This is a genomic window from Shinella sp. CPCC 101442 (assembly GCF_024704725.1).
GTDB lineage: Bacteria > Pseudomonadota > Alphaproteobacteria > Rhizobiales > Rhizobiaceae > Shinella.
In genome coordinates this window covers 510680-529967 of record NZ_JALIQS010000002.1, presented here as the reverse complement: position 1 = coordinate 529967, position 19288 = coordinate 510680, and the positions used below count along the sequence as shown (strand labels likewise).

25 protein-coding genes are annotated in these 19288 nt (G+C 65.5%); 21 read left to right on the top strand and 4 right to left on the bottom strand.

Going from position 1 to position 19288, the window contains the following annotated elements; genetic code table 11:
* Nucleotides 1-375 precede the first annotated feature (375 nt).
* Nucleotides 376-564, top strand: coding sequence for a hypothetical protein (locus tag MUO32_RS07800; protein ID WP_257947650.1), 189 nt, complete (start codon nt 376-378; stop codon nt 562-564).
* A 669-nt stretch (nt 565-1233) separates the two neighbouring features.
* A complete protein-coding gene (locus MUO32_RS29290) occupies nt 1234-3195 on the top strand; it encodes a calcium-binding protein (RefSeq protein ID WP_308311267.1) in 1962 nt (653 codons plus the stop codon).
* Nucleotides 3196-3240: 45 nt separating this feature from the next.
* Here the strand turns inward: MUO32_RS29290 and MUO32_RS07780 are convergent, their stop codons facing one another.
* The 3 genes from MUO32_RS07780 to MUO32_RS07770 are packed head-to-tail and all read right to left on the bottom strand — an operon-like array spanning nt 3241 to nt 6591.
* Nucleotides 3241-3789 (bottom strand): DUF1254 domain-containing protein, encoded by a 549-nt coding sequence (locus MUO32_RS07780; RefSeq protein ID WP_257947649.1) that lies wholly within the window; start codon nt 3787-3789, stop codon nt 3241-3243.
* On the bottom strand, nt 3782-4375 hold the full coding sequence (locus MUO32_RS07775; protein ID WP_257947648.1) for a DUF1214 domain-containing protein: 594 nt from the start codon (nt 4373-4375) through the stop codon (nt 3782-3784). Before MUO32_RS07775 ends, MUO32_RS07780 begins: the two co-directional genes overlap by 8 nt.
* Before the next feature lie 29 nt (nt 4376-4404).
* Nucleotides 4405-6591 (bottom strand): transglycosylase domain-containing protein, encoded by a 2187-nt coding sequence (locus tag MUO32_RS07770; protein WP_257947647.1) that lies wholly within the window; start codon nt 6589-6591, stop codon nt 4405-4407.
* 181 nt (nt 6592-6772) lie between these two features.
* Between MUO32_RS07770 and MUO32_RS07765 the strand changes: the two genes are divergently transcribed.
* Nucleotides 6773-7255: a YcgN family cysteine cluster protein gene (locus MUO32_RS07765; RefSeq protein ID WP_257948223.1), complete on the top strand. Its 483-nt coding sequence runs from the start codon at nt 6773-6775 to the stop codon at nt 7253-7255.
* Nucleotide 7256: 1 nt separating this feature from the next.
* On the opposite strand, the gene MUO32_RS07760 is transcribed toward MUO32_RS07765, so the two are convergent.
* Entirely contained in the window at nt 7257-7604 is a 348-nt protein-coding gene (locus MUO32_RS07760; protein ID WP_374708613.1) for an MmcQ/YjbR family DNA-binding protein, read from the bottom strand.
* 225 nt (nt 7605-7829) lie between these two features.
* On the opposite strand from MUO32_RS07760, the gene MUO32_RS07755 reads away from it, so the two are divergent.
* From MUO32_RS07755 to MUO32_RS07670, 18 genes are all read left to right on the top strand, one after another.
* Complete coding sequence (locus tag MUO32_RS07755; protein ID WP_257947646.1) at nt 7830-8375, top strand: hypothetical protein; 546 nt, start codon at nt 7830-7832, stop codon at nt 8373-8375.
* Between the two features lie 55 nt (nt 8376-8430).
* Nucleotides 8431-9876: a terminase large subunit domain-containing protein gene (locus MUO32_RS07750; RefSeq protein ID WP_308311266.1), complete on the top strand. Its 1446-nt coding sequence runs from the start codon at nt 8431-8433 to the stop codon at nt 9874-9876.
* A gap of 2 nt (nt 9877-9878) precedes the next feature.
* Nucleotides 9879-10490, top strand: a complete 612-nt coding sequence (locus MUO32_RS07745) for a hypothetical protein (RefSeq protein ID WP_257947645.1) — start codon at nt 9879-9881, stop codon at nt 10488-10490.
* A gap of 62 nt (nt 10491-10552) precedes the next feature.
* Complete coding sequence (locus MUO32_RS07740) at nt 10553-11692, top strand: phage portal protein (protein WP_257947644.1); 1140 nt, start codon at nt 10553-10555, stop codon at nt 11690-11692.
* Nucleotides 11693-11744: 52 nt separating this feature from the next.
* Nucleotides 11745-12008 carry a hypothetical protein gene (locus tag MUO32_RS07735; protein ID WP_257947643.1) on the top strand — a complete coding sequence of 88 codons (264 nt, stop codon included), beginning with the start codon at nt 11745-11747 and terminating at the stop codon, nt 12006-12008.
* A 67-nt stretch (nt 12009-12075) separates the two neighbouring features.
* Complete coding sequence (locus MUO32_RS07730; protein ID WP_257947642.1) at nt 12076-12396, top strand: DUF6107 family protein; 321 nt, start codon at nt 12076-12078, stop codon at nt 12394-12396.
* A 107-nt stretch (nt 12397-12503) separates the two neighbouring features.
* Complete coding sequence (locus MUO32_RS07725) at nt 12504-13064, top strand: HK97 family phage prohead protease (protein WP_257947641.1); 561 nt, start codon at nt 12504-12506, stop codon at nt 13062-13064.
* Nucleotides 13065-13078: 14 nt separating this feature from the next.
* The gene (locus MUO32_RS07720) at nt 13079-14329 is read left to right on the top strand and encodes a phage major capsid protein (protein WP_257947640.1); all 1251 of its coding nucleotides are present in this window, start codon (nt 13079-13081) and stop codon (nt 14327-14329) included.
* Nucleotides 14330-14455: 126 nt separating this feature from the next.
* The gene (locus tag MUO32_RS07715; protein ID WP_257947639.1) at nt 14456-15025 is read left to right on the top strand and encodes a head-tail connector protein; all 570 of its coding nucleotides are present in this window, start codon (nt 14456-14458) and stop codon (nt 15023-15025) included.
* The gene (locus tag MUO32_RS07710; RefSeq protein ID WP_257947638.1) at nt 15025-15363 is read left to right on the top strand and encodes a phage head closure protein; all 339 of its coding nucleotides are present in this window, start codon (nt 15025-15027) and stop codon (nt 15361-15363) included. Before MUO32_RS07715 ends, MUO32_RS07710 begins: the two co-directional genes overlap by 1 nt.
* Complete coding sequence (locus MUO32_RS07705) at nt 15360-15767, top strand: DUF3168 domain-containing protein (protein ID WP_257947637.1); 408 nt, start codon at nt 15360-15362, stop codon at nt 15765-15767. The genes MUO32_RS07710 and MUO32_RS07705 overlap by 4 nt, the downstream gene beginning before the upstream one ends.
* 25 nt (nt 15768-15792) lie before the next feature.
* The gene (locus tag MUO32_RS07700; RefSeq protein ID WP_257947636.1) at nt 15793-16200 is read left to right on the top strand and encodes a phage major tail protein, TP901-1 family; all 408 of its coding nucleotides are present in this window, start codon (nt 15793-15795) and stop codon (nt 16198-16200) included.
* Entirely contained in the window at nt 16200-16556 is a 357-nt protein-coding gene (locus tag MUO32_RS07695) for a gene transfer agent family protein (protein ID WP_257947635.1), read from the top strand. The genes MUO32_RS07700 and MUO32_RS07695 overlap by 1 nt, the downstream gene beginning before the upstream one ends.
* Complete coding sequence (locus MUO32_RS07690; RefSeq protein WP_257948220.1) at nt 16505-16756, top strand: rcc01693 family protein; 252 nt, start codon at nt 16505-16507, stop codon at nt 16754-16756. The genes MUO32_RS07695 and MUO32_RS07690 overlap by 52 nt, the downstream gene beginning before the upstream one ends.
* 3 nt (nt 16757-16759) lie before the next feature.
* On the top strand, nt 16760-17299 hold the full coding sequence (locus MUO32_RS07685; RefSeq protein WP_257947634.1) for a phage tail tape measure protein: 540 nt from the start codon (nt 16760-16762) through the stop codon (nt 17297-17299).
* A 27-nt stretch (nt 17300-17326) separates the two neighbouring features.
* On the top strand, nt 17327-17962 hold the full coding sequence (locus MUO32_RS07680) for a DUF2460 domain-containing protein (protein ID WP_257947633.1): 636 nt from the start codon (nt 17327-17329) through the stop codon (nt 17960-17962).
* Nucleotides 17959-18849 carry a DUF2163 domain-containing protein gene (locus tag MUO32_RS07675; protein ID WP_257947632.1) on the top strand — a complete coding sequence of 297 codons (891 nt, stop codon included), beginning with the start codon at nt 17959-17961 and terminating at the stop codon, nt 18847-18849. The genes MUO32_RS07680 and MUO32_RS07675 overlap by 4 nt, the downstream gene beginning before the upstream one ends.
* Nucleotides 18842-19285 (top strand): NlpC/P60 family protein, encoded by a 444-nt coding sequence (locus tag MUO32_RS07670; RefSeq protein WP_257947631.1) that lies wholly within the window; start codon nt 18842-18844, stop codon nt 19283-19285. The genes MUO32_RS07675 and MUO32_RS07670 overlap by 8 nt, the downstream gene beginning before the upstream one ends.
* Nucleotides 19286-19288 lie beyond the last annotated feature (3 nt).

Sequence of the window (19288 nt, the reverse complement as noted above, 5' to 3'; positions counted from 1 at the left end):
CGGGGAACAGCGCAAAGCGCGCGACCACGCTAGGATTAACAACATGTTAACCCATTGGTCGTTAGTTTTAGGGGTACGGATCGGCTCGTCTATTGAGTGAGACGTGGTATGATTCGAACATGGGAACGGTGGCCTCCGAAGCGGCTGCCGATCCGAATGGGAAAGGTGCGATGTTCCGGATACCGGGCGGTCACCAGACACATTCCCGTGAATGGGAAACTTCTGGACCCGTTTCGCCGTTTTCCACCCGTATGCGACTGGGATGACAATGCGTGTCGCTACCGGGTGACGGAACCGGATGCACCGGCCCGTGATGGGCAGGGTGAGATTTGTAGGAGTGATTCATCCGTCTCGATTCTTCTTTAGGAGGCGAGAATGGCAGATGTTGTAAGATTGAAAGAATGGCTCGCGCGAACCCCGAGACGCGCTCCCGTTCCGCATGCGGCTCCGGCCCAGGTTCTACTCTTTACGGGTGTGCGCTACGAGCGCCTGACCCCCGCCATGCTCGCGGCCCGCGGCAAGGCGGCGAAGACGAGCGCCCAGGACACCGCCCGCCGGCCCTGAGCCGGTCGAGAATTCAAGGTTTTGAGCGCCATGCGTGGCTGTTGTCGCGCGCCGTTGCTCCACGGTCGTCCTTGAAGACCGCGTAGAGTTGTTCATCGCTGACAACCGATGACGGTGCCGTTGAGTTCGATGACCGCGGTGTCCAGGTCTCGGCCTTCAAGGTCATCGCCCTTTCGTTCCGATCTTTCCCCAAAATCGAAAACAGGTTCGCAACTCCGGTTTTTCCGGAGTTTTTTCGTTTTTAGCGTCGGTGGAACGGGCTCGCTTGTCTCCATGGAAGAGCGTTCACAGGCCTTTCAGGCGCTCCGGGAGTGCGAATTTGGGTAATTGTTTCGCGATTGTTTCAGCTGTGTTTCAAGTATATTTCAGTATTTCTTCGAAGTAATTTCGTTTGAAATAAAAAAGGTGCGTTTATTTTCGGATTGCCAGAATAAATCTTCAAGTAGTTTCGTACTGACAACATTCAATGCGGGACGGTTTGCGGAGAGGCATCGTCGGAAAAGCAGGAGTTGAAGCGAATGCTCCCCAAAGGGGCCTTCGGCGTGAAGACTCGTGCCTGATTTCGGCGCCCGGGCAGGGCGATCTTTCAGCGCAACGCATCAGACATTGTTTTCCCTGAGGCAGGCGGTGGTCGCCGGCGCGGGGCGCAGCAAATGAGAGAGGCAGAAAATGGTACTCAAGGTCATCAATACGGATTCGGTCGGCACCGCTGTACGGGCAGAACTGGCATTTGCCGACATGCTCTTCGTCGGTGAAGGCGTGACGGTCGCACGGACGGATGCGGTGTCGGCCGACGACGCGGTCATCCGTGCGCTGGCGGGGTCGAACACGCTGGATATTCGCGGCACGGTTCTGGGAGGTAAAACCGCCGTCCTGCTGGGCGACAGTGGCAGCGCGGACCACAGCTACAAGGTCAACCTTTCCTCCACGGCGCTGGTCAAGAGCTTCGGCGAGACCGCCATTCGCCTGAACGCCCATGCAAGCGAACTCACGAACGATGGGCAGATCGAGGGCGTGGTCGGCATCGGCTTCCATGGTGCGAACGGCGCGACGAGCAGCACGATCACCAACACCGGCACCATCACGGGCACGAATATCGGAATTTTTCGCGGGTCCGCTGCGACGGAAGCCCTGTCGATGATCAATAGCGGGACGATCTCCGGCAAATACCAATCCTTCTACTCCCCTGACAGCTTGAGCGCCGCGGACACGGTGATCAACAAGGGAATGATGTCGGGGGAAGTCAGGCTCGGCGGCGGCGCGGACGAGTATGACGGGCGGCTGGGCAAACTGGACGGCCCGGTCTCCGGCGGCGACGGCGAGGACACGATCCTGGGCGGTGCGGGCGCCGATACCCTCTACGGCGACAATGATACGGACTATCTCGAAGGCGGCGCGGGCAACGACTTGCTATATGGCGGCGCGGGAGGCGACGGCATCCAAGGCGGCAGCGGCAACGACATTCTGGACGGCGGTACGGGAGTCGAGGAAATGTACGGCGGCACCGGCAACGACACCTACATCGTCGACGATAGCGGCGACCTGGCGCTGGAAGCTGCCAGCCAAGGTCTCGATACGGTGAAATCGACAGCCGCCTTCACGTTGCGTGCAAACCTCGAAGACCTCACGCTGACCGGTGCTTCCGATATCGCCGGCACGGGCAACGCCGCGGCCAACGTTCTGACCGGCAATGACGGCAAGAACGTTCTGAAGGGAATGGCCGGCAACGATGTGCTTTATGGCGGCCTCGGTGTCGATCGGCTCGAAGGCGGGGCGGGCAATGATACCTATGTCATCGACGATGCGGTCGATGTGGTCGTGGAGCTCCCGGGCGCCGGCACGGATTTCGTCAAGGCATATGTAAACCATACGCTGTCCTCGAATGTCGAGCGGATGACCTTGATGGACAGCGCCGACATCAACGGCACGGGCAACGATCTCGCCAACATACTGACGGGCAATGCCGGCAAGAATATCCTGAAGGGCATGGCCGGCAATGACCTGCTCGACGGCGGTGCCGGCGCCGATCGGCTGGAAGGCGGCGCGGGCAACGACACGTTCATCGTCGGCAGCAGCGGCGACGTGGTGGTGGAGCTTGCCGGTGCCGGCACCGACACGGTCAAGGCGTCGCTCAGCCATACGCTTTCGGCCAATGTCGAGAAGCTGATCCTCACGGGCAGCACAAACCTCAACGGCACCGGCAACGCGGATGCCAACACGCTGACGGGCAATGCCGGCAGCAACGTGCTGAAGGGCATGGCCGGCAATGACGTGATCAACGGCGGTGCAGGTCTCGACCAGCTGTTCGGCGGCGCGGGAAAGGATATGTTCGTCTTCGCCTCGGCCGCGGATTCGACTTCGCTGGCTCAGGACAAGATTTTCGACTTCTCGAAGGCCGATGGCGACCGGATCGACCTGAAGGGTGTGGATGCGAATTCCCTCGCGGCCGGCGACCAGGTGTTCAGCTTCATCGCGGGCAGCGCCTTCCACAAGACGGCGGGGGAGCTGCGCTTCGAGGTGAAGTCCGGCGACACGATCGTTCAGGGCGATGCCAATGGCGACGGCAAGGCGGATTTCAGCTTCGTGCTGGATACGGTCGTCGACCTCAAGGCCAGCGACTTCCTGCTCTGATCGAACAGGCGCATCCCGAAAGGGCGGTGCATCGCCCTTTCGGGGTCAGTTGGCAGCGAACATCTCGCAGCTCGCATCCGCGAGGAAGGCGGTGGCGGCCGGTTGGCGGCTTTGCGTGGGGACGAAGGTGCGCAGCACGGCGTAACCTTCGTTCCCGCGCATTTCGACGAGGATCGATTGCTCCAGTTCCGCCGGCACGGCCTTGCGGATGCCGATGAGCTGGATGGGGGTGGCGATCAGCGTGTCGAGGGCGCCGGACACGGAGGTGCGGTCGTTCATGCTGAAGACCTCGTTGGAGGCGTCGTCATAGACGGCCAGCGACCAGAAGGGCACGTCGCCATCGGCAAACAGGCGGATCGGGCCGTTTTCGACGGAAAAGGTACAGACGGCGGTCTTCATCGCCGGATCGTCGTTGAGCGGGGCGGGCGTATCGCCGGCGCTGGCGAGCGGGAAGAAGCGGTTCGGCTCGCCAAAGGTCTGTACGCGCGTGTAGGCGTCGCGGCCGGTGAAGCTCGGCAGCGAGAGGATGATGACGATGTGCAGCAGCGCCGCGCCTACGAGGCCGATGGCGATGGCATAGAGAAAATTACGCATCGGCGCAGTCCAGCTTGACGATGCCGGGCATGGCAAGGTCGATCACGCCGGAACTGCCGGCGGTCGGCGTGTCGAGCAGCGTCATGACGAGCAGGAAGGGCGCCTTGCCCTCGGGCACGGCAAGCCAGTTGCCCGACGTCGCGGTCGAGGCGATGCGGATGGAAAAACTGCCGTCGGCGCCGCGCAGCACGGACCAGGCATTGAGGCCATCGGGCAGGCCCGGGCGCACGCCTTGCAGCGGATTGCCGTTGCGATCCGCCACATGCAGCGTCCACAGGCGTGCAGGCGGCGTGATGCCTTTGATCTCGTAGCGGCAGTTTTCCGAAAGCGTACGGTTGTCGCTATCGGTGGCGGCGGTGAAGGCAAGGCCTTCGGCGCCGCCGAGCAGCAGTTTGCCGTCGCGGGCGCGGTGGGCCTTGGCATAGGGGTCGGCATCGATCGTCTGTGCAGCTGGAAAGGCCGTCCACGGGCCGAGCGCGATGGCGCCGAAGCCGACGGTCGCCCTGAGCGCATAGATCGCGCTCAGAATACCGAGGCCGAAGGCGACGGCGAGCGCTGTGGCGATGACGAGGGGGGTGCGGAACAAGGCTATCGACCGTTGGAATCAGCGTTTCGTTACTCTGTGCGGTTCGCCGGACCAACGTCAAGCTTGCTATCAAGCGCCGCGAACCGGCCACCGGCCTTCAGCGGCCTGGCCTCGTTCAACTGGCGGGCGACATCCTTCAGGAGCCTGGTGACATCGGTGGACAGCGAACGGGGGCGCACGAGCGCGGGCAGGGGATTGTTTTCGTCCGTCGTTGCCGCCGCGACCTCGCTCGCCTTCGTGCCATCCGGCAGCGGGTTCTCGATGCCGGGGATCGGGCGCAGCTCGATGCCTTGATGGGCGTAGTCCATCAGGCGCTTGAAGGTCATGGCGGGCAACGAGCCGCCGGTCATGTTGTTCGTCGAGGTGTAGTCGTCGTTGCCGAACCAGACGGCGGTCGTATAATTGCCGGTGAAGCCGACATACCACGCGTCGCGATAGGCCTGGGTGGTGCCCGTCTTGCCGCCGGAAACGATGCCGCGGTCGAGCGCGCCGCGCCGCGCCGTGCCGCTGACCGGAATGGTGACGAAGATGCGGTTCATCGAGGAATCCGCCTGTTCGGACAGGATGCGCTTCGCCGGCTGCTCGTCGCGGCCGAAATCGTAGAGGATATCGCCGTCGTAGTTCAGGATCTGGCTGACGCCATGGCGGCGCGCCTGAACGCCGCCGGCCGGGAAGACGGCATAGGCCGTCGCCTGGTCGAGCACGGTGACTTCCGAGGTGCCGAGCGGCATGGTCTTGTCGGTGCGGATCGGTGTCTCGACGCCCATGTCCTTGGCCATCTGCGCGATGCGCTTGGTGCCGAGCTTTTCCTTGGCGAGACGGACCGGAACGGAGTTGATGGATTTCGCCATCGCCGTCATCAGCGTCATGCGGCCGGCGAAGCTGCGGCCGTAGTTCTGCGGCGACCAGCCGCCCCAACTGATCGGGGCATCGACGATGGTCGTTTCGGGCGTCATGCCGGATTCCATCGCCGCCGCATAGGTATAGGCCTTGAAGGAGGAGCCCGGCTGGCGCAGCGCCCTCGTGGCGCGGTTGAACTGGCTCTCGCCGTAGTCGCGCCCGCCGACCATGGCGCGCACCGCGCCGCCGTTCTCGACCATGACAAGCGCGCCCTGCTTGACGCGGTAGCTCTCGCCATACTGGCGAAGGCCGCTTTCCACCGACTCCTCGGCGGCGGCCTGCAGGCCCATATCGATGGTGGTGCGCACGACGAGCGAATGCTGGGCGAAGGGTTTTGCGATGCGCTGGACCTCCTCGAAGGCCCAGTCGAGGAAGAAGTCCGGTGCGGTCTTCTCGTTGCGATCGATGATGCTGGCGGGGTTGCGCCTTGCCGCGATCACCTGGCCCTCGGTCATCAGCCCGCCCTGCACGAGGTTGGTCAGGACCTCGTTGGCGCGGGCGCGGGCAGCGGGCAGGTTGACGTGCGGCGCGTAGCGCGCCGGGGCCTTGAAGAGGCCGGCGAGCATGGCGGATTCGGCCAGATTCACATCCGTGACGTTCTTGCCGAAATAGAACTGCGCGGCTGCGGCCGCGCCGAACGTGCCGCCGCCCATATAGGCGCGGTCGAGATAGAGCCGCAGGATTTCCTTCTTGGAGAGATTGGCCTCCAGCCACAAGGCGAGGAAGGCTTCCTTGACCTTGCGCTCCAGCGTGCGCTCATTGGAGAGGAAGAGGTTTTTCGCCAGCTGCTGGGTCAGCGTCGAGCCGCCCTGCACGACGCCGCCGGCGCGGGCGTTCTCGTTCATGGCGCGGGCGAGGCCCAGGAAATCGATGCCGAAATGGCTGAAGAAGCGACGGTCCTCCGTGGCGAGAACGGCCTTGATCAGATGATCGGGCAACTCGTCGATCGGTGCGGAGTCTTCATGGATGATGCCGCGATGGCCGATCTCGTTGCCGTAGCGGTCGAGGAAGGTGACGGCGAAATCGCTTTGCGCGCGCCAGTCGCCCTTGGTTTCCTCGAAGGCTGGAAGGGCGAGCGCGAGCAGCAGGACGAAGCCGGCGGTGCCGAGGTTCATGCCTTCGCCGGCGATCTCGAAGACGGCCTTCTTCCAGCCCTTGACCTGGAAACGGCGGAAGAAGATGGTGATCTCCTCCCAGATCTCGGCCGCGCGAAAACCAGCGTTCCAGACCGTGGAATCGATCCAGGAATCCAGGCGCAGGAAGATGTGCCGCTTGCGGCGGCGCGGTTTTTGCGGGTTTGCGCTTTCGTCTTCCACGATCGCTGGCCTTCTTTCGGTACCGGCCGCAGCCTGCCTGTGTCCGGTTAACGTCTTCTGACCATTTCCTATTCGGCGACGATATCAGTCTTTTGAAGGCAGCAGAACGGAATTTGCGGGGAAGGGTTACCGGCCGGCCAGACTTGACCTTTGAGCCCGAGAGGTTCAGGGGTCAGGCATGATGACAAGCGATAAGCAGGAGCCGGGCGAGCTTGCCTTCTGGAAGACGAAGACGCTCGCCGAAATGACCGACAGAGAATGGGAAAGCCTGTGCGACGGCTGCGGGCTCTGTTGTCTCAACAAGCTGGAGGACTGGGACACCGGCGAAATCGCCTGGACGTCGATCCGCTGCGTGCTGCTCGATGGCGAGAGCTGTCGCTGCAAGGACTATGACAACCGGCAGGCGACGGTGCCCGACTGCATCCGCCTGACGGTGGAGAGCGTCGAAAAGATCTCCTGGCTGCCGCCGACCTGCGGCTACCGCCTCATCCGCGACGGGCACGACCTCTACTGGTGGCATCCGCTGGTTTCCGGCGACCCGGATACGGTGCACCAGGCCGGCATTTCCGCTCGCGGGCGCACCGTCAGCGAAGAGGGCATCGATATCGAGGATTACGAGGACTATCTCGTGACCTGGCCAATGGAAGTGGGCGAGGAAAAATAGCTCAGTTCAGGCTCACCGCGACCAGCGCCTTCGGCGCGACGTTGCGCCAGGCGGTGCCGATGAGATCGTGTACCCGCTCGTCATCCGCGCTATCGAAATAGAGCGATGTCCAGCCCTTGGCACCCCAGCCACCCGGCACGGGCGCGCACAGTCCCGGATCGGTTTCCACCACCATCGCCTGCTGGCCGGGCGTCAGCTTCAGCACCGCACGGCCGGCCTGTGGCAGGGACATGAAGATCTTCTCGCCCACCCGGAAGTCGCGCTTCCCGAAATGAGCACTTTCCCGCGCCCCGGGCAGGCCGAGCGCGATCGCGATGAGATCGTTCGAGGTCATGGCAAAGAGTAGCATTTTTCGGGGCTTCGCAAAAGTTTTCGCTAAATAGGAAAATAGTCCTTGACTGCGTGACGGCCATTTGATAGGGTTATGGCATAGTCGAAAAGGTGCGGGCGGCGATCTCCTGGTTCTCAGGAGATTCAACGGAATGGCTGGTTTCTGCCGGCGGCGGCTTTGTGGGAATATATTGACAGGCGCTTGGTTCAGTCGAACCGGGCGCCTTTTTATTTGGGGTATGCGATGGACGCGGCGATCGATCTTCAATTGTTCGGCGTTTCGCCGGAGCCGGCGGTTTATGACGGGCTTGGCGGGCGGCGGGTGGAGGTCGAGAGCGGCGTGGCACTGCTCCTCGACACCAAGGCGGATGCGCCGCTCGATCCCTTCCTCGATATGCAGGCGATGCTTCTGGAAATGACAAAGGAGCTGCGCGAGCGGTTTCAGCGGTTTCAGAGCCAGAAGATCCTGGCCGAGCGGGACGCGGATGGCGCCGAGGACGAGGCTTCCCGAAAGCTGGCGCAGACCGACGCCAAGGCGGCGATCGAGGCGGTTTCGCTGATCGTGCGCACGCTGGAAAAGATCGACAGCCTGCAGCGTACGCTGATTGGCGAGCGTGCGGAGGCAGAGGCCGCGCGCGGCGAGCCGGAGGACGAGGCGGTGCTGGCGGCGGAATTCGACCGGCTTGTGGAGCGGCGGGTGAAGGAACGGTTGGATGCGGCAAAGGAAGACTGGACGCGCGAAGCCAGGCCTGGCGGCGATGCTGCCGCACGGGCTGAAAGCGGGCCGTAGGGCGCGGCGGGGCGTCGCGGCGGTCGGCAAGACATTTGACAAGCAGATGCACAGGATGGCCGCAGGTTTCAGGATGATCGAGGAGAATTTGGCGGCGGGAAAGCTGCTCGATGGGATCGATGCGTTGGAGGCCGGTTTGCGGCGGGACAATAGTCGCTCTGGTGAAAAACCGGAGGCGCTGCCAACACCGTCGATCCTCCCCCTTGTAGGGGAGATCGGCAAGGGGCGTGGGCTTTCTGCCCCTGATCTGGAAGGCGACCGCGCTTCAGCGGATGAGAGACCTCGCAACCGCCGGCAGTTGAGCCGCTGGCATTTCACCTGCCGGCTCGCGCAGATGCCGCCGCCGGGAGACTGGCGGGTGTGGCTGCTGATGGGCGGGCGTGGTTCGGGCAAGACGCGGGCGGGGGCGGAATGGGTGCATGCTCTGGCGCTGTCCGCGCCGGACCTGCGCATCGCGCTGGTGGCGGAAACCCTTGGCGACGCGCGCGAGGTGATGATCGACGGGGTCTCGGGAATCTGTCGGATTGCCGGGCGTGCGCGTCCGGAATTCGAGGCGTCGCGCCGCCGGCTGGTGTGGCCGAACGGGTCGATCGGGCAGATCTTCTCGTCCGAAGATCCGGAGAGTTTGCGCGGGCCGCAGTTCCATCTGGCCTGGTGTGACGAGCTCGGGAAGTGGAAACATGCGCAGGAGACCTGGGACATGCTGCAATTCGGCCTGCGTCTCGGCGCCGATCCACGGGTGCTGGTGACGACGACGCCGCGGCCGGTGCCGCTGCTCCGGGCGCTTGCGGCCGATGTGAAGACGGCGGTGCGGCGCATTCGCACGGATGACAACGCGGAAAACCTCTCGCCCGGCTTCATCGCGGCCATGGCCGACCGCTATGGCGGCACGCGGCTGGGGCGGCAGGAGCTGGATGGCGAGCTGATTGCCGACCGAGAGGATGCGCTGTGGAGCCGGGCGCGGCTGGAGGCCATCCGGCTGCGCCATGCCGGGCCGCTGTCGCGCATCGTCGTGGCGGTCGATCCGCCGGCAACGGCGTCCGCAGCCTCGGTCTGCGGCATCGTCGTGGCGGGGCTGGACGGCAGCGGACGCGCGGTGGTGCTGGCGGACTGTTCGGTGACGGGCGCGAGCCCGGCCGGATGGGCAGGCGCAGTGGTGCGGGCTTTCCGGCGGTTCGATGCGGACCGGGTGGTGGCGGAAATCAACCAGGGCGGCGACATGGTGACGGCCATGCTGAAGAGCGTGGAGGCGGATCTTCCGGTCACGACGGTACGGGCGACGCGCGGGAAATTTTTGCGCGCGGAGCCTGTGGCGGCACTCTACGAGCAGGGGCGGGTGGCCCATGCCGGCGCTTTTGCCGACCTGGAGGACCAGATGTGCGATTTCGGCCCCGACGGGCTTTCGGCCGGACGCTCGCCGGATCGTCTCGATGCGCTCGTCTGGGCGCTGACGGCGCTGGTGCTCGACCGGCAGGGCGAACCGCGGGTGCGAGGGGTTTAACGATGGCGATCGATCACAAGGCTTTTTTCGATGGCGTGCGCGGCTCGCTTTACGGCGGGCGGCTGGCCGGGTCGCAAGTGGCCGGCCTGACGGCGTTGCTCGACCGGTTCGAAACCGGCGGCGAGACGCGGGACCGGCGTTTTCTCGCCTATATGCTGGCGACCGCGCATCACGAGACCGGCGGGCGCATGCAGCCGGTGCGCGAAACCTTTGCCGCCACGGACGAGACGGCGATCGCCCGGCTCGACCGCGCCTTCGCGGCCGGAAAGCTGCCGCAGGTTTCCGAACCCTATTGGCGGCGGGATGCGGCGGGGCATAGCTGGCTCGGGCGCGGGCTGGTGCAGATCACGCATCGGCGGAACTACGAGCGGCTTTCGACGCTGACGGGCATCGATTTCCTGACGCGGCCGGAACGGGCGATGGAGATGGCACCTTCGGTGGAAATCCTCTTCATCGGCATGTTGCGCGGGGCTTTCACCGGGCGGCGGCTCGCGGATCACTTTTCGACAGGCCGCGCCGACTGGGTCGGGGCTCGGCGCATCATCAACGGGCTGGACCGGGCCGAGCGGGTGGCGGGGTACGGACGGACGTTTTTTGCAGCACTCGGCGGGTAGCGGGCGTCTTGCCCGATGACTGCGCGCCTATCCCGTCGGATCCGACAACAATCGAGGACATCATGAAGTTTCCTTCCTTCCTCTCGCGGCGGCGCCAGGTGCCGGCGGAAACCAAGGCGTCGGGCTTTTTTGCGCTGACCGCCGAGGGCCGGGCGCACTGGTCGAGCCGGTCCTATGCCTCGCTGTCTCGCGAGGGGTTCATGAAAAACCCGGTGGCGCACCGGGCGGTGCGCATGATCGCGGAGGCCGCGGCATCCGTACCCTGGCTTGCCTATGACGGAGAGGTGGAGCGGCCGGAAGAGCCGGCGCTCGCGCTGCTTCGGCGGCCGAACGGGCGCATGGCCGGGACGGATTTCTTCGAGATGCTGTACGGGCACCTGCTCCTGTCCGGCAACGCTTTCGTCGAGGGCGTGCGGGTGGCGGAGGACCTGCGGGAACTGCATCTTCTCAGGCCCGACCGGGTGCGCATCGTCGAGGGGCGGGACGGCTGGCCGGACGCCTATGAGTATCGGACAGGCAACCATGTCCGCCGGCATGCGGCAGGCGAGGGGCAGGCTATCCTGCATCTGAGGCTTTTCCACCCGCTCGACGACCAGCTCGGTTTCGCACCGCTGGAAGCGGCCTCCATGGCGCTCGATCTCTCCAATGCGGCGGCGATCTGGAACAAGGCGCTGCTCGACAATTCGGCGCGGCCTTCCGGCGCGCTCGTCTATCAGCCGAAGGAGGGCGGGAACCTGACAGCCGACCAGTACGACCGGCTGAAAAGCGAGCTGGAGGAGGGCTATTCCGGCCCGGCGCGGGCGGGGCGGCCGATGCTGCTGGAAGGCGGGCTCGACTGGAAAGCGATGGGACTTTCGCCGCGCGAGATGGATTTCGTCGAGGCGAAGAACGGCGCGGCGCGCGACATCGCGCTCGCCTTCGGCGTGCCGCCCATGCTGATCGGCATTCCCGGCGACGCCACCTATGCCAACTACCAGGAGGCCAACCGCGCTTTCTGGCGCCTGACCGTGCTGCCGCTGGTGAGCCGCACGGCGGCTGCTTTTGCCGGGTGGTTTTCCGAGGATGAGGGCGCTGCGCTGCGGCTGGTGCCCGATCTCGACCAGGTGAGCGGGCTTGCGGCGGAGCGTTCCGAACTTTGGGCGCGGGTGGGGACGGCAACTTTCCTCAGCGACGAGGAAAAACGCAGGGCGGTCGGGTACTGACCGCATCAGGCGCAGTCCGAGCCTAGACGACAACGGACTGCTGGCCGTCATCATGACGGTTGCGGAAACTATTTTTGCTACCGTCGTCGCGTCAATTGCAAGTTTTAAGGGTAGGCGTGCGCAATGCACCATCAATCGGGATGGGCGCACGGACTTTGCATCGAAAGATCAAAATAAAACAAAGGCTTGGCTGCGCGGCTTAAATCGCTTCCGCGCCGCGCGGAATCTCTGTGTGAAGCCGTTGAATCGGTTTTCGAATACTTGGCCGCAAGCGATTCAAAAGACTCAGGGATTGGCGTTGCCCGACTCGGCGTGAGGCGGCGCATCTGTGGCCGCGTATGGCGGATCAACCTTGATTTCACAATAAACTGAAAGGCTTAACAATGGCTGACTTCGGAAACGACGGCGGGCTTTGGACGGCCCGGCTGGTCGGTGCGTCCGCGGGCGCCGCCGTCTCGCTCATCTATCTCCTGCCGAAAAGCCGCCGCGAGGCCGGGTGCCGCTTCTTCACCGGGCTCGCCTGCGGCCTCGTCTTCGGCGGACCGGCGGGGCTGTGGATCGCGGTCCGGCTCGGCATCGCGGGTTATCTCGGGCCGGCGGAGGTGCTGCTGACCGGTTCGGCAGCGGCGAGCCTTTCGGCCTGGTGGGGGCTCGGCGTGCTGGCGCGCATGGCGGAGCGGATGCGGGGCGATACCCCACGCTGACATCGACGCGATTTTCGTCGCGGCGGCGGCGCGAACCATGCCGGAAGAGACGGCGGGACCCTTCGGCCGGCCGTCAGACCTTCCGCAATCCAACATCGGAGAAACCAATGACAACCACCGACCTGCCGGTCTGGCGGACGAAGAAATATGCCGACCTGACGCTTGCAGGCGTCTCGGGCGACGGGGTGTTTTCCGGCTATGCCAGCCTCTTCGGCGAAGTGGATCTCGGCAAGGACGCGATCGCTCCCGGCGCCTTCGTGCGCTCGCTGGAAAAACGGGGGTCTTCCGGCGTGCGCATGCTGTTCCAGCACGATCCGGCCGAACCCATCGGACGCTGGCGCACCATCCGCGAGGATACGCGCGGGCTCTATGTCGAGGGCGTGCTTGCGCCCGGCGTGGCGCGGGCCCGCGAGGTGCTGAACCTCATGAAGTCAGGCGCGCTCGACGGGCTCTCCATCGGTTTCCAGACGGTGCGCTCGAAGACGGAGCGGGCAACCGGCGTGCGCCGGATCCTCGAAGCCGACCTTTGGGAAATCTCGATCGTCACCTTCCCCATGCTGCCTTCGGCGCGGGTGTCGAACGTGAAGAATGCGCGGTGGTTCCGCGACCGGGAGACGGAGCTCGTGCGCACCATGCGCCGGGCGGCCCGGATGATGATGAAACGCTAACGGAGACGACACATATGACGGAGACCATGAAGACCGCGCCGGAAATCAAGGCCGTGCCGGAAACGATGACCGCCGCTTTCGAAGACTTCATGCAGGCCTTCGAGGCCTTCAAGGAGACCAACGAAATCAGGCTCGGCGAGATCGAGCAGAAGCAGACCGCCGATGTGGTGACCCGCGAAAAGCTCGACCGCATCAACCGCGCGGTGGATGACCACAAGCGCGTCATCGACCAGCTGGCCCTGAAGAAGGCACGCCCGGCGCTCGGCGGCAGCGGCGCGGCGAGCCTGGAGGCGGCCGAGCACAAGGCGGCCTTCTCGGCCTATATGCGTCGCGGCGACGAAAGCGCGCTGCGCTCGCTGGAGGAGAAGGCGATGTCCGTCGGCTCCGCATCGGACGGCGGCTATCTCGTGCCGCCGGAGACGGACACCGACATCGGCCGCCGGCTTTCGGCTGCTTCGCCGATCCGGGCGCTTGCAACGGTGCGGCAGGTCTCGGGCATGGTGCTGAAGAAGCCGTTCGCGACCTCGGGCATGGCGGCTGGCTGGGTGGCGGAAACCGCATCGCGCCCACAGACGGGCAATGCGCAGCTTGCCGAGCTCTCCTTCCCGACCATGGAACTCTACGCCATGCCGGCGGCGACCTCTGCCCTGCTCGACGATGCGGCCGTCGATGTCGAAAGCTGGATCGCCTCGGAAGTCGATATCGTCTTCGCCGAGCAGGAGGGCACGGCCTTCGTTTCGGGCGATGGCACGAACAAGCCGAAGGGCTTCCTCAGCTATACCAATGTCGCCGATACCAGCTGGAGCTGGGGCAATATCGGGTACATCGCGACCGGTGCTGCCGGCGCCTTCAAGGCGAGCGGGCCATCCGATGCGCTGATCGACACGATCTATGCGCTGAAGGCCGGCCACCGGCAGAATGCCAACTTCGTCATGAACCGCAAGACGCAGGCCGCGATCCGCAAGTTCAAGGACGCCGACGGCAATTACCTCTGGCGCCCGCCGGCAACCCCCGGCCAGTCCGCCTCGCTGATGGGCTTTGCCATCACCGAGGCAGAGGACATGCCTGATATCGCCGCCGACAGTTTCTCGATTGCCTTCGGCGACTTCCGTGCCGGCTACCTCGTCGTCGACCGCACGGGTGTGCGCGTGCTGCGCGATCCCTACTCCGCCAAGCCCTATGTGCTGTTCTACACGACCAAACGCGTCGGCGGCGGGGTGCAGAACTTCGAGGCGATCAAGCTGGTCAAGTTCGCGGCGAGCTGAGGCTGCGGCGCATCGTCCTTCACAATGTTTCTCTCGCACCGGTGGCGGTTCCCTGACGCCGGTGCAGCGGGCGCGGTTTTCCTCCCGGCCGCGCCCGCATCCCTTTTCCCATCGGACAGGATTGCCATGACCATCGCCGAACTTTTGCCGCCGGCCGCCGAGCCGATCACGCTTGCGGAGGTGAAGGCGCATCTGCGCCTGGAGACGAACGACGAGGATACGCTGCTGACGGCACTGATCCGCACGGCGCGCCTCCATCTCGAAAGCCAGACGGGGCTTTGCCTGATCTCCCGGCCGCTGCGCCTCTATCTCGACGACTGGCCGGAGGGGCGGGTGATTCAGATTGCCAGGGGGCCGGTGCAAACCATTGAGATCGTGACGGTTTACGATGCCGGTGGCACACCGGTCGAAATCGATACGTCCGGCTATGTGCTGGACGGTGCGGCACGGCCGGCGCGGCTGGTGTTGCCCGGGCGGCGCGCGACGGAGCGGGCGTTGAACGGTATCGAGATCGATTTTACGGCCGGTTTCGGCGAAAGCGGCGCGGACGTGCCCGATACGCTGAAGCGGGCGATGCTGCTGCATGTCGCCGCCATGTTCGAGCTGCGCGGCGTGCTCGCGCTCGACGAGCAGCCGGGCGCGGTGCCGCAGGGTTATGAGCGCCTGATCGCCCCCCATTGCCGGCGGAGGCTCTGATGGCGCGCGACAGCATCATCGATCCCGGTGCGCTCTCGGTGCGGCTCGTGCTCGAGCGGCCGGTCGAGACGCCGGATGGCCAGGGTGGTGTCGCGCGGAGTTTTTCGGCGTTGGCGACACTCTGGGGGCGTATCGACCCGATTGTCGCCCGTGCGGAGGAAGCCGCGGGTACGTTGCCGGTGACGGTGACGCACCGGATCTGGCTGCGTCGGCGGCCCGATCTTTCGGGTGGCATGCGGTTGCGCAGCGGCGCGCGGCTCTTTGCGCTGCGCGCTTTCCGCGATCCCGATGAAACCGGGCGCTACACCCTCTGCGACTGTGAGGAGATCAAGCCATGAGCGCGGCATCGGCCCTGCAGAAGGCGATCTACGAGAGGCTGTCGGGCGATACGGCGCTGACGGCGCTGATCGGCGGCAATGGCGTGACCGACCGGCGCCTCGCCGCGCCGACCGCGCCTCTCGTCGTGATCGCCGGCATCGACAGCACCGACCATTCGACGGCGACGGAACCGGGCGAAGAACACATCATCACGTTGGACATCTGGTCCGATGCGGCCGGGCACCGGCAGGTGCAGGTCATCGCCGCTGCCGTGCGCGCGGTGCTGCATGACGCGGCGCTTACGCTTTCCGGCCACCGCCTCGTGCTCCTCTTCCATCGCCAGACGCGGCTCTCCCGCGACGGCAAATCACGCTTCCACCGCGCGGAAACGGAGTTTCGGGCGGTGACGGAGCCGGCAACCTGAACAACCTAAAGGAAAGGACCTAGTCATGGTGGCACAGAAGGGGCGGGATCTGCTGCTCAAGATCGAGAACGGCGCGGGTTTTGCGACCGTCGGGGGGCTGCGCTCGAAGCGGCTGTCGTTCAACGCGCAACTCGTCGACGTGACGGATGCGGATTCGGCGGGGCGCTGGCGCGAACTGCTCGGCGGCGCGGGCGTGCAGCGCGCGGCCGTCAGCGGCAGCGGCATTTTCAAGGACCAGGCGTCCGACGCGCTGGTGCGCTCGGTGTTCTTTGCCGGCACGATTGCCGATTGGCAGATCGCCATTCCGGATTTCGGCACGATTTCGGGGCTGTTCCAGGTGGCGGCACTCGAATATTCCGGCGCGCATGACGGAGAAATCCTGTTCGAGATCGCGCTGGAATCGGCGGGTGCCCTGACCTTCGAGGCGCCCTGATGGGCGCGCGGGCGAACCGGCGGCGCGGCGAGATCGAAGCCTTCCTCGACGGCGAGCGGCGGGTGCTGTGCCTGACGCTCGGCGCGCTTGCCGAACTGGAGACGGCCTTTGCGGTCGACAGTCTGACGGGGCTGGCCGAGCGCTTCTCCTCCGGGCGTTTGAAGGCGGACGATCTGATCCGCATCATCGGCGCGGGGTTGCGGGGCGGCGGCAACCTGTTCAGCGACGAGGACGTGGCCGGCATGGCGGTCGCGGATGCGCTCGAGGGTTTTGCGCGCATCACCGCCGAACTGCTGCGGGCGACATTCGAGGCGGAGGGGCAGACGCAAAACCCTCCGGTGCCGCATTCAGTCTGATCGGTGAGGCCGCCGCCTTTCCCTGGGCGGCAGCGCTTCATGCCGGGCTCTGCCGAATGCGGCTTTCTGCAAAGGAATTCTGGGCGATGACACCGCGCGAACTGGCCTTCGCGCTTGGCGTGTTCAAGCCCGGTCCATCAGCCCCGGGGCGCGAGGCGCTCACGGCGCTGATGGCGGCTTTTCCCGACGACAAGGAGTGAACCATGGTGGACGACACGTCGCTGAACGGCACCAAGCAGACCGCCGAGCAGCTTTCCACGGTCTTCGACGATCTGGAGGCGCGTTCCCGCTCCTTCGGCTCGGCGTTGACGGCTGCGCTGAGAGGGGCGGTGGTGGACGGCAAGGGGCTGGAAGGCGTGCTCACCGGGCTTGCGCGACGGATGAGCGACATAGCGCTTTCCGTGGGATTGAAGCCGCTGGAGGGGATGTTTTCCTCCGGCGTTTCCAACCTGCTTGGCGGCGTGACACCCTTCGCCAAGGGCGGTGTGGTGGCGGCGCCCACCTATTTCGGCGGCAACGGCGGTAGCGGCGGCCTTGGCCTGATGGGCGAGGCGGGGGCGGAGGCGATCCTGCCTCTGAAGCGAGGGCCGGACGGCGCGCTGGGCGTGGCGACCGAGGGCGGTGGCGGCGCGCGTATCGTCTTCAACGTGACGGCGCAGGATGCGGCGAGCTTCCGCAAATCCGAGGGGCAGATCGCGGCCATGCTGACACGCGCCGTCGGGCGCGGGCAGCGCAGTTTGTGAGGGCGGACCTCGAAACCGGAGACAGACATGGCAGGATTTCACGAGGTGCGGTTTCCGCTGCGCGTCGCGCTCGGCACGAGCGGCGGGCCGGTCCGGCGCACGGACATCGTCAGCCTTTCCAACGGGCGGGAAAACCGCAACCGGCGCTGGCAGGATGCGCGGCGGCGCTACGATGCGGGATCGGGCGTGCGCTCGATCGACGATCTCTACGCGGTGCTCGCCTTCTTCGAGGCGCGGGCGGGGCAATTTTACGGCTTCCGTTTTCACGATCCTGTCGACCACAGGTCCGGCGCGCCGGCGGCATCGCCTGCGGCAGGGGACCAGGAAATCGGCACGGGCGACGGCACGACGGCGGCCTTCCAGCTCGTCAAGCGCTATGTCGACGCCGGAGGCGGGACGGTGCGGGTGATCGAAAAGCCCGTGACGGGAACGGTGATCGTCTCGGTGGCGGGCAGTCTTGTGCCGGCGGGTGATTATACGGTGGATTCTACGACCGGCGTCGTGACTTTCAAGCCGGGCAAGATTCCGGCTTCCGGCGTCATCCGCGCGGGGTTCGAATTCGACGTGCCCGTGCGTTTCGATACCGACCGCATCGACATCGATCTGGCGCAGTTCAATGCCGGGCGCATTCCCTCCATTCCGCTCGTGGAGATCAAGCCATGAGGACGATCCCGGCGGGACTTCAGGCCCATCTCGATGGTGGTGCGACGACGCTCTGCCATGCCTGGCGCGTGACGCGGCGCGACGGGGTGGTGATGGGATTTACCGATCACGACCGCGATCTCGCCTTCGGCGGCACGGACTACATGGCAGCAGCCGGGTTCGAGGCGAGCGAGGCGGAGGACGGCAACGGGCTTGCCGCCGAAAGCGGGGAGGTTTCGGGCGGCTTTTCCGCCGAGGCGATCCGGGCGGACGACCTTGCAGCGGGGCGTTACGACGGGGCGAAGGTCGAGGTTTTCACGGTCAACTGGCAGGACCCGTCCGAACGGCTGCTGTTGCGCACGGCGGAGCTGGGCGAGGTGCGCCGCGAGGGCGGGCTTTTTCGCGCGGAACTGCGACGGCTGACGCATCGGCTCGACCAGGTGCGCGGGCGCATCTACGGGCACCGCTGCGACGCCGTCCTGGGCGACGGGCGCTGCGGCGTCGATGCCGCGGCACCGGCCTATCGGGCGACGGCGACGGTGCTGGCGGTGCCGGATGAGATGCGGGTGCGGGTGGCGGGGCTCTCGGGATTTGCCGAGCGGTTCTTTCGCTACGGCATGCTGACGGTGACCAGCGGCGCCGCGACGGGGCTTGCGGCCGACATCGAGGATCATCGCAAGGCGGAGGACTTGGACGAACTGGTGCTTTGGCTGCCGGGGCCTGCGGAACTTGCCGTCGGCGATACGCTCGCGGTGACGGCGGGTTGCGACAAACGCTTTTCCACCTGCAAGGCAAAGTTCGCCAACCAACTGAATTTCCGCGGATTCCCGCACATGCCGGGCAGCGATTTTATCTATGGTTACGCGGATGGCGACACCGTGCATGACGGGAAGCCGCTCTATGAATGAGGGAGCGACCGGCGACCGGGTCGTCGCCGTGGCGCGCGGCTTCATCGGCACGCCCTACCGGCATCAGGGCTCGCTGAAGGGCGTTGGCTGCGATTGCCTGGGGCTGATCCGCGGTGTCTGGCGCGAGCTCTACGGCGCCGAACCGGAGGCGCCGGCACCCTATGCGCCCGACTGGGCGGAGCGGGCGGGCGAGGAGCGGCTGCTTGCGGCCGCCGCGCGGCATTGCGGGACGGCACTGCCCGTTTCGACGCTGCGCCCGGGGGATCTCCTCATCTTTCGCTGGCGGACGGGGGTGGCGGCCAAACATGCCGGCATCGCGGCGCCCGACGGCCGGTTCATCCATGCCTATGAGCAGGGGGCGGTGATCGAATCGCCGCTCGTACCCTGCTGGCGCCGGCGCATTGCCGGCGTTTTCCGTTTTCCGGAGATTTTCTGATCC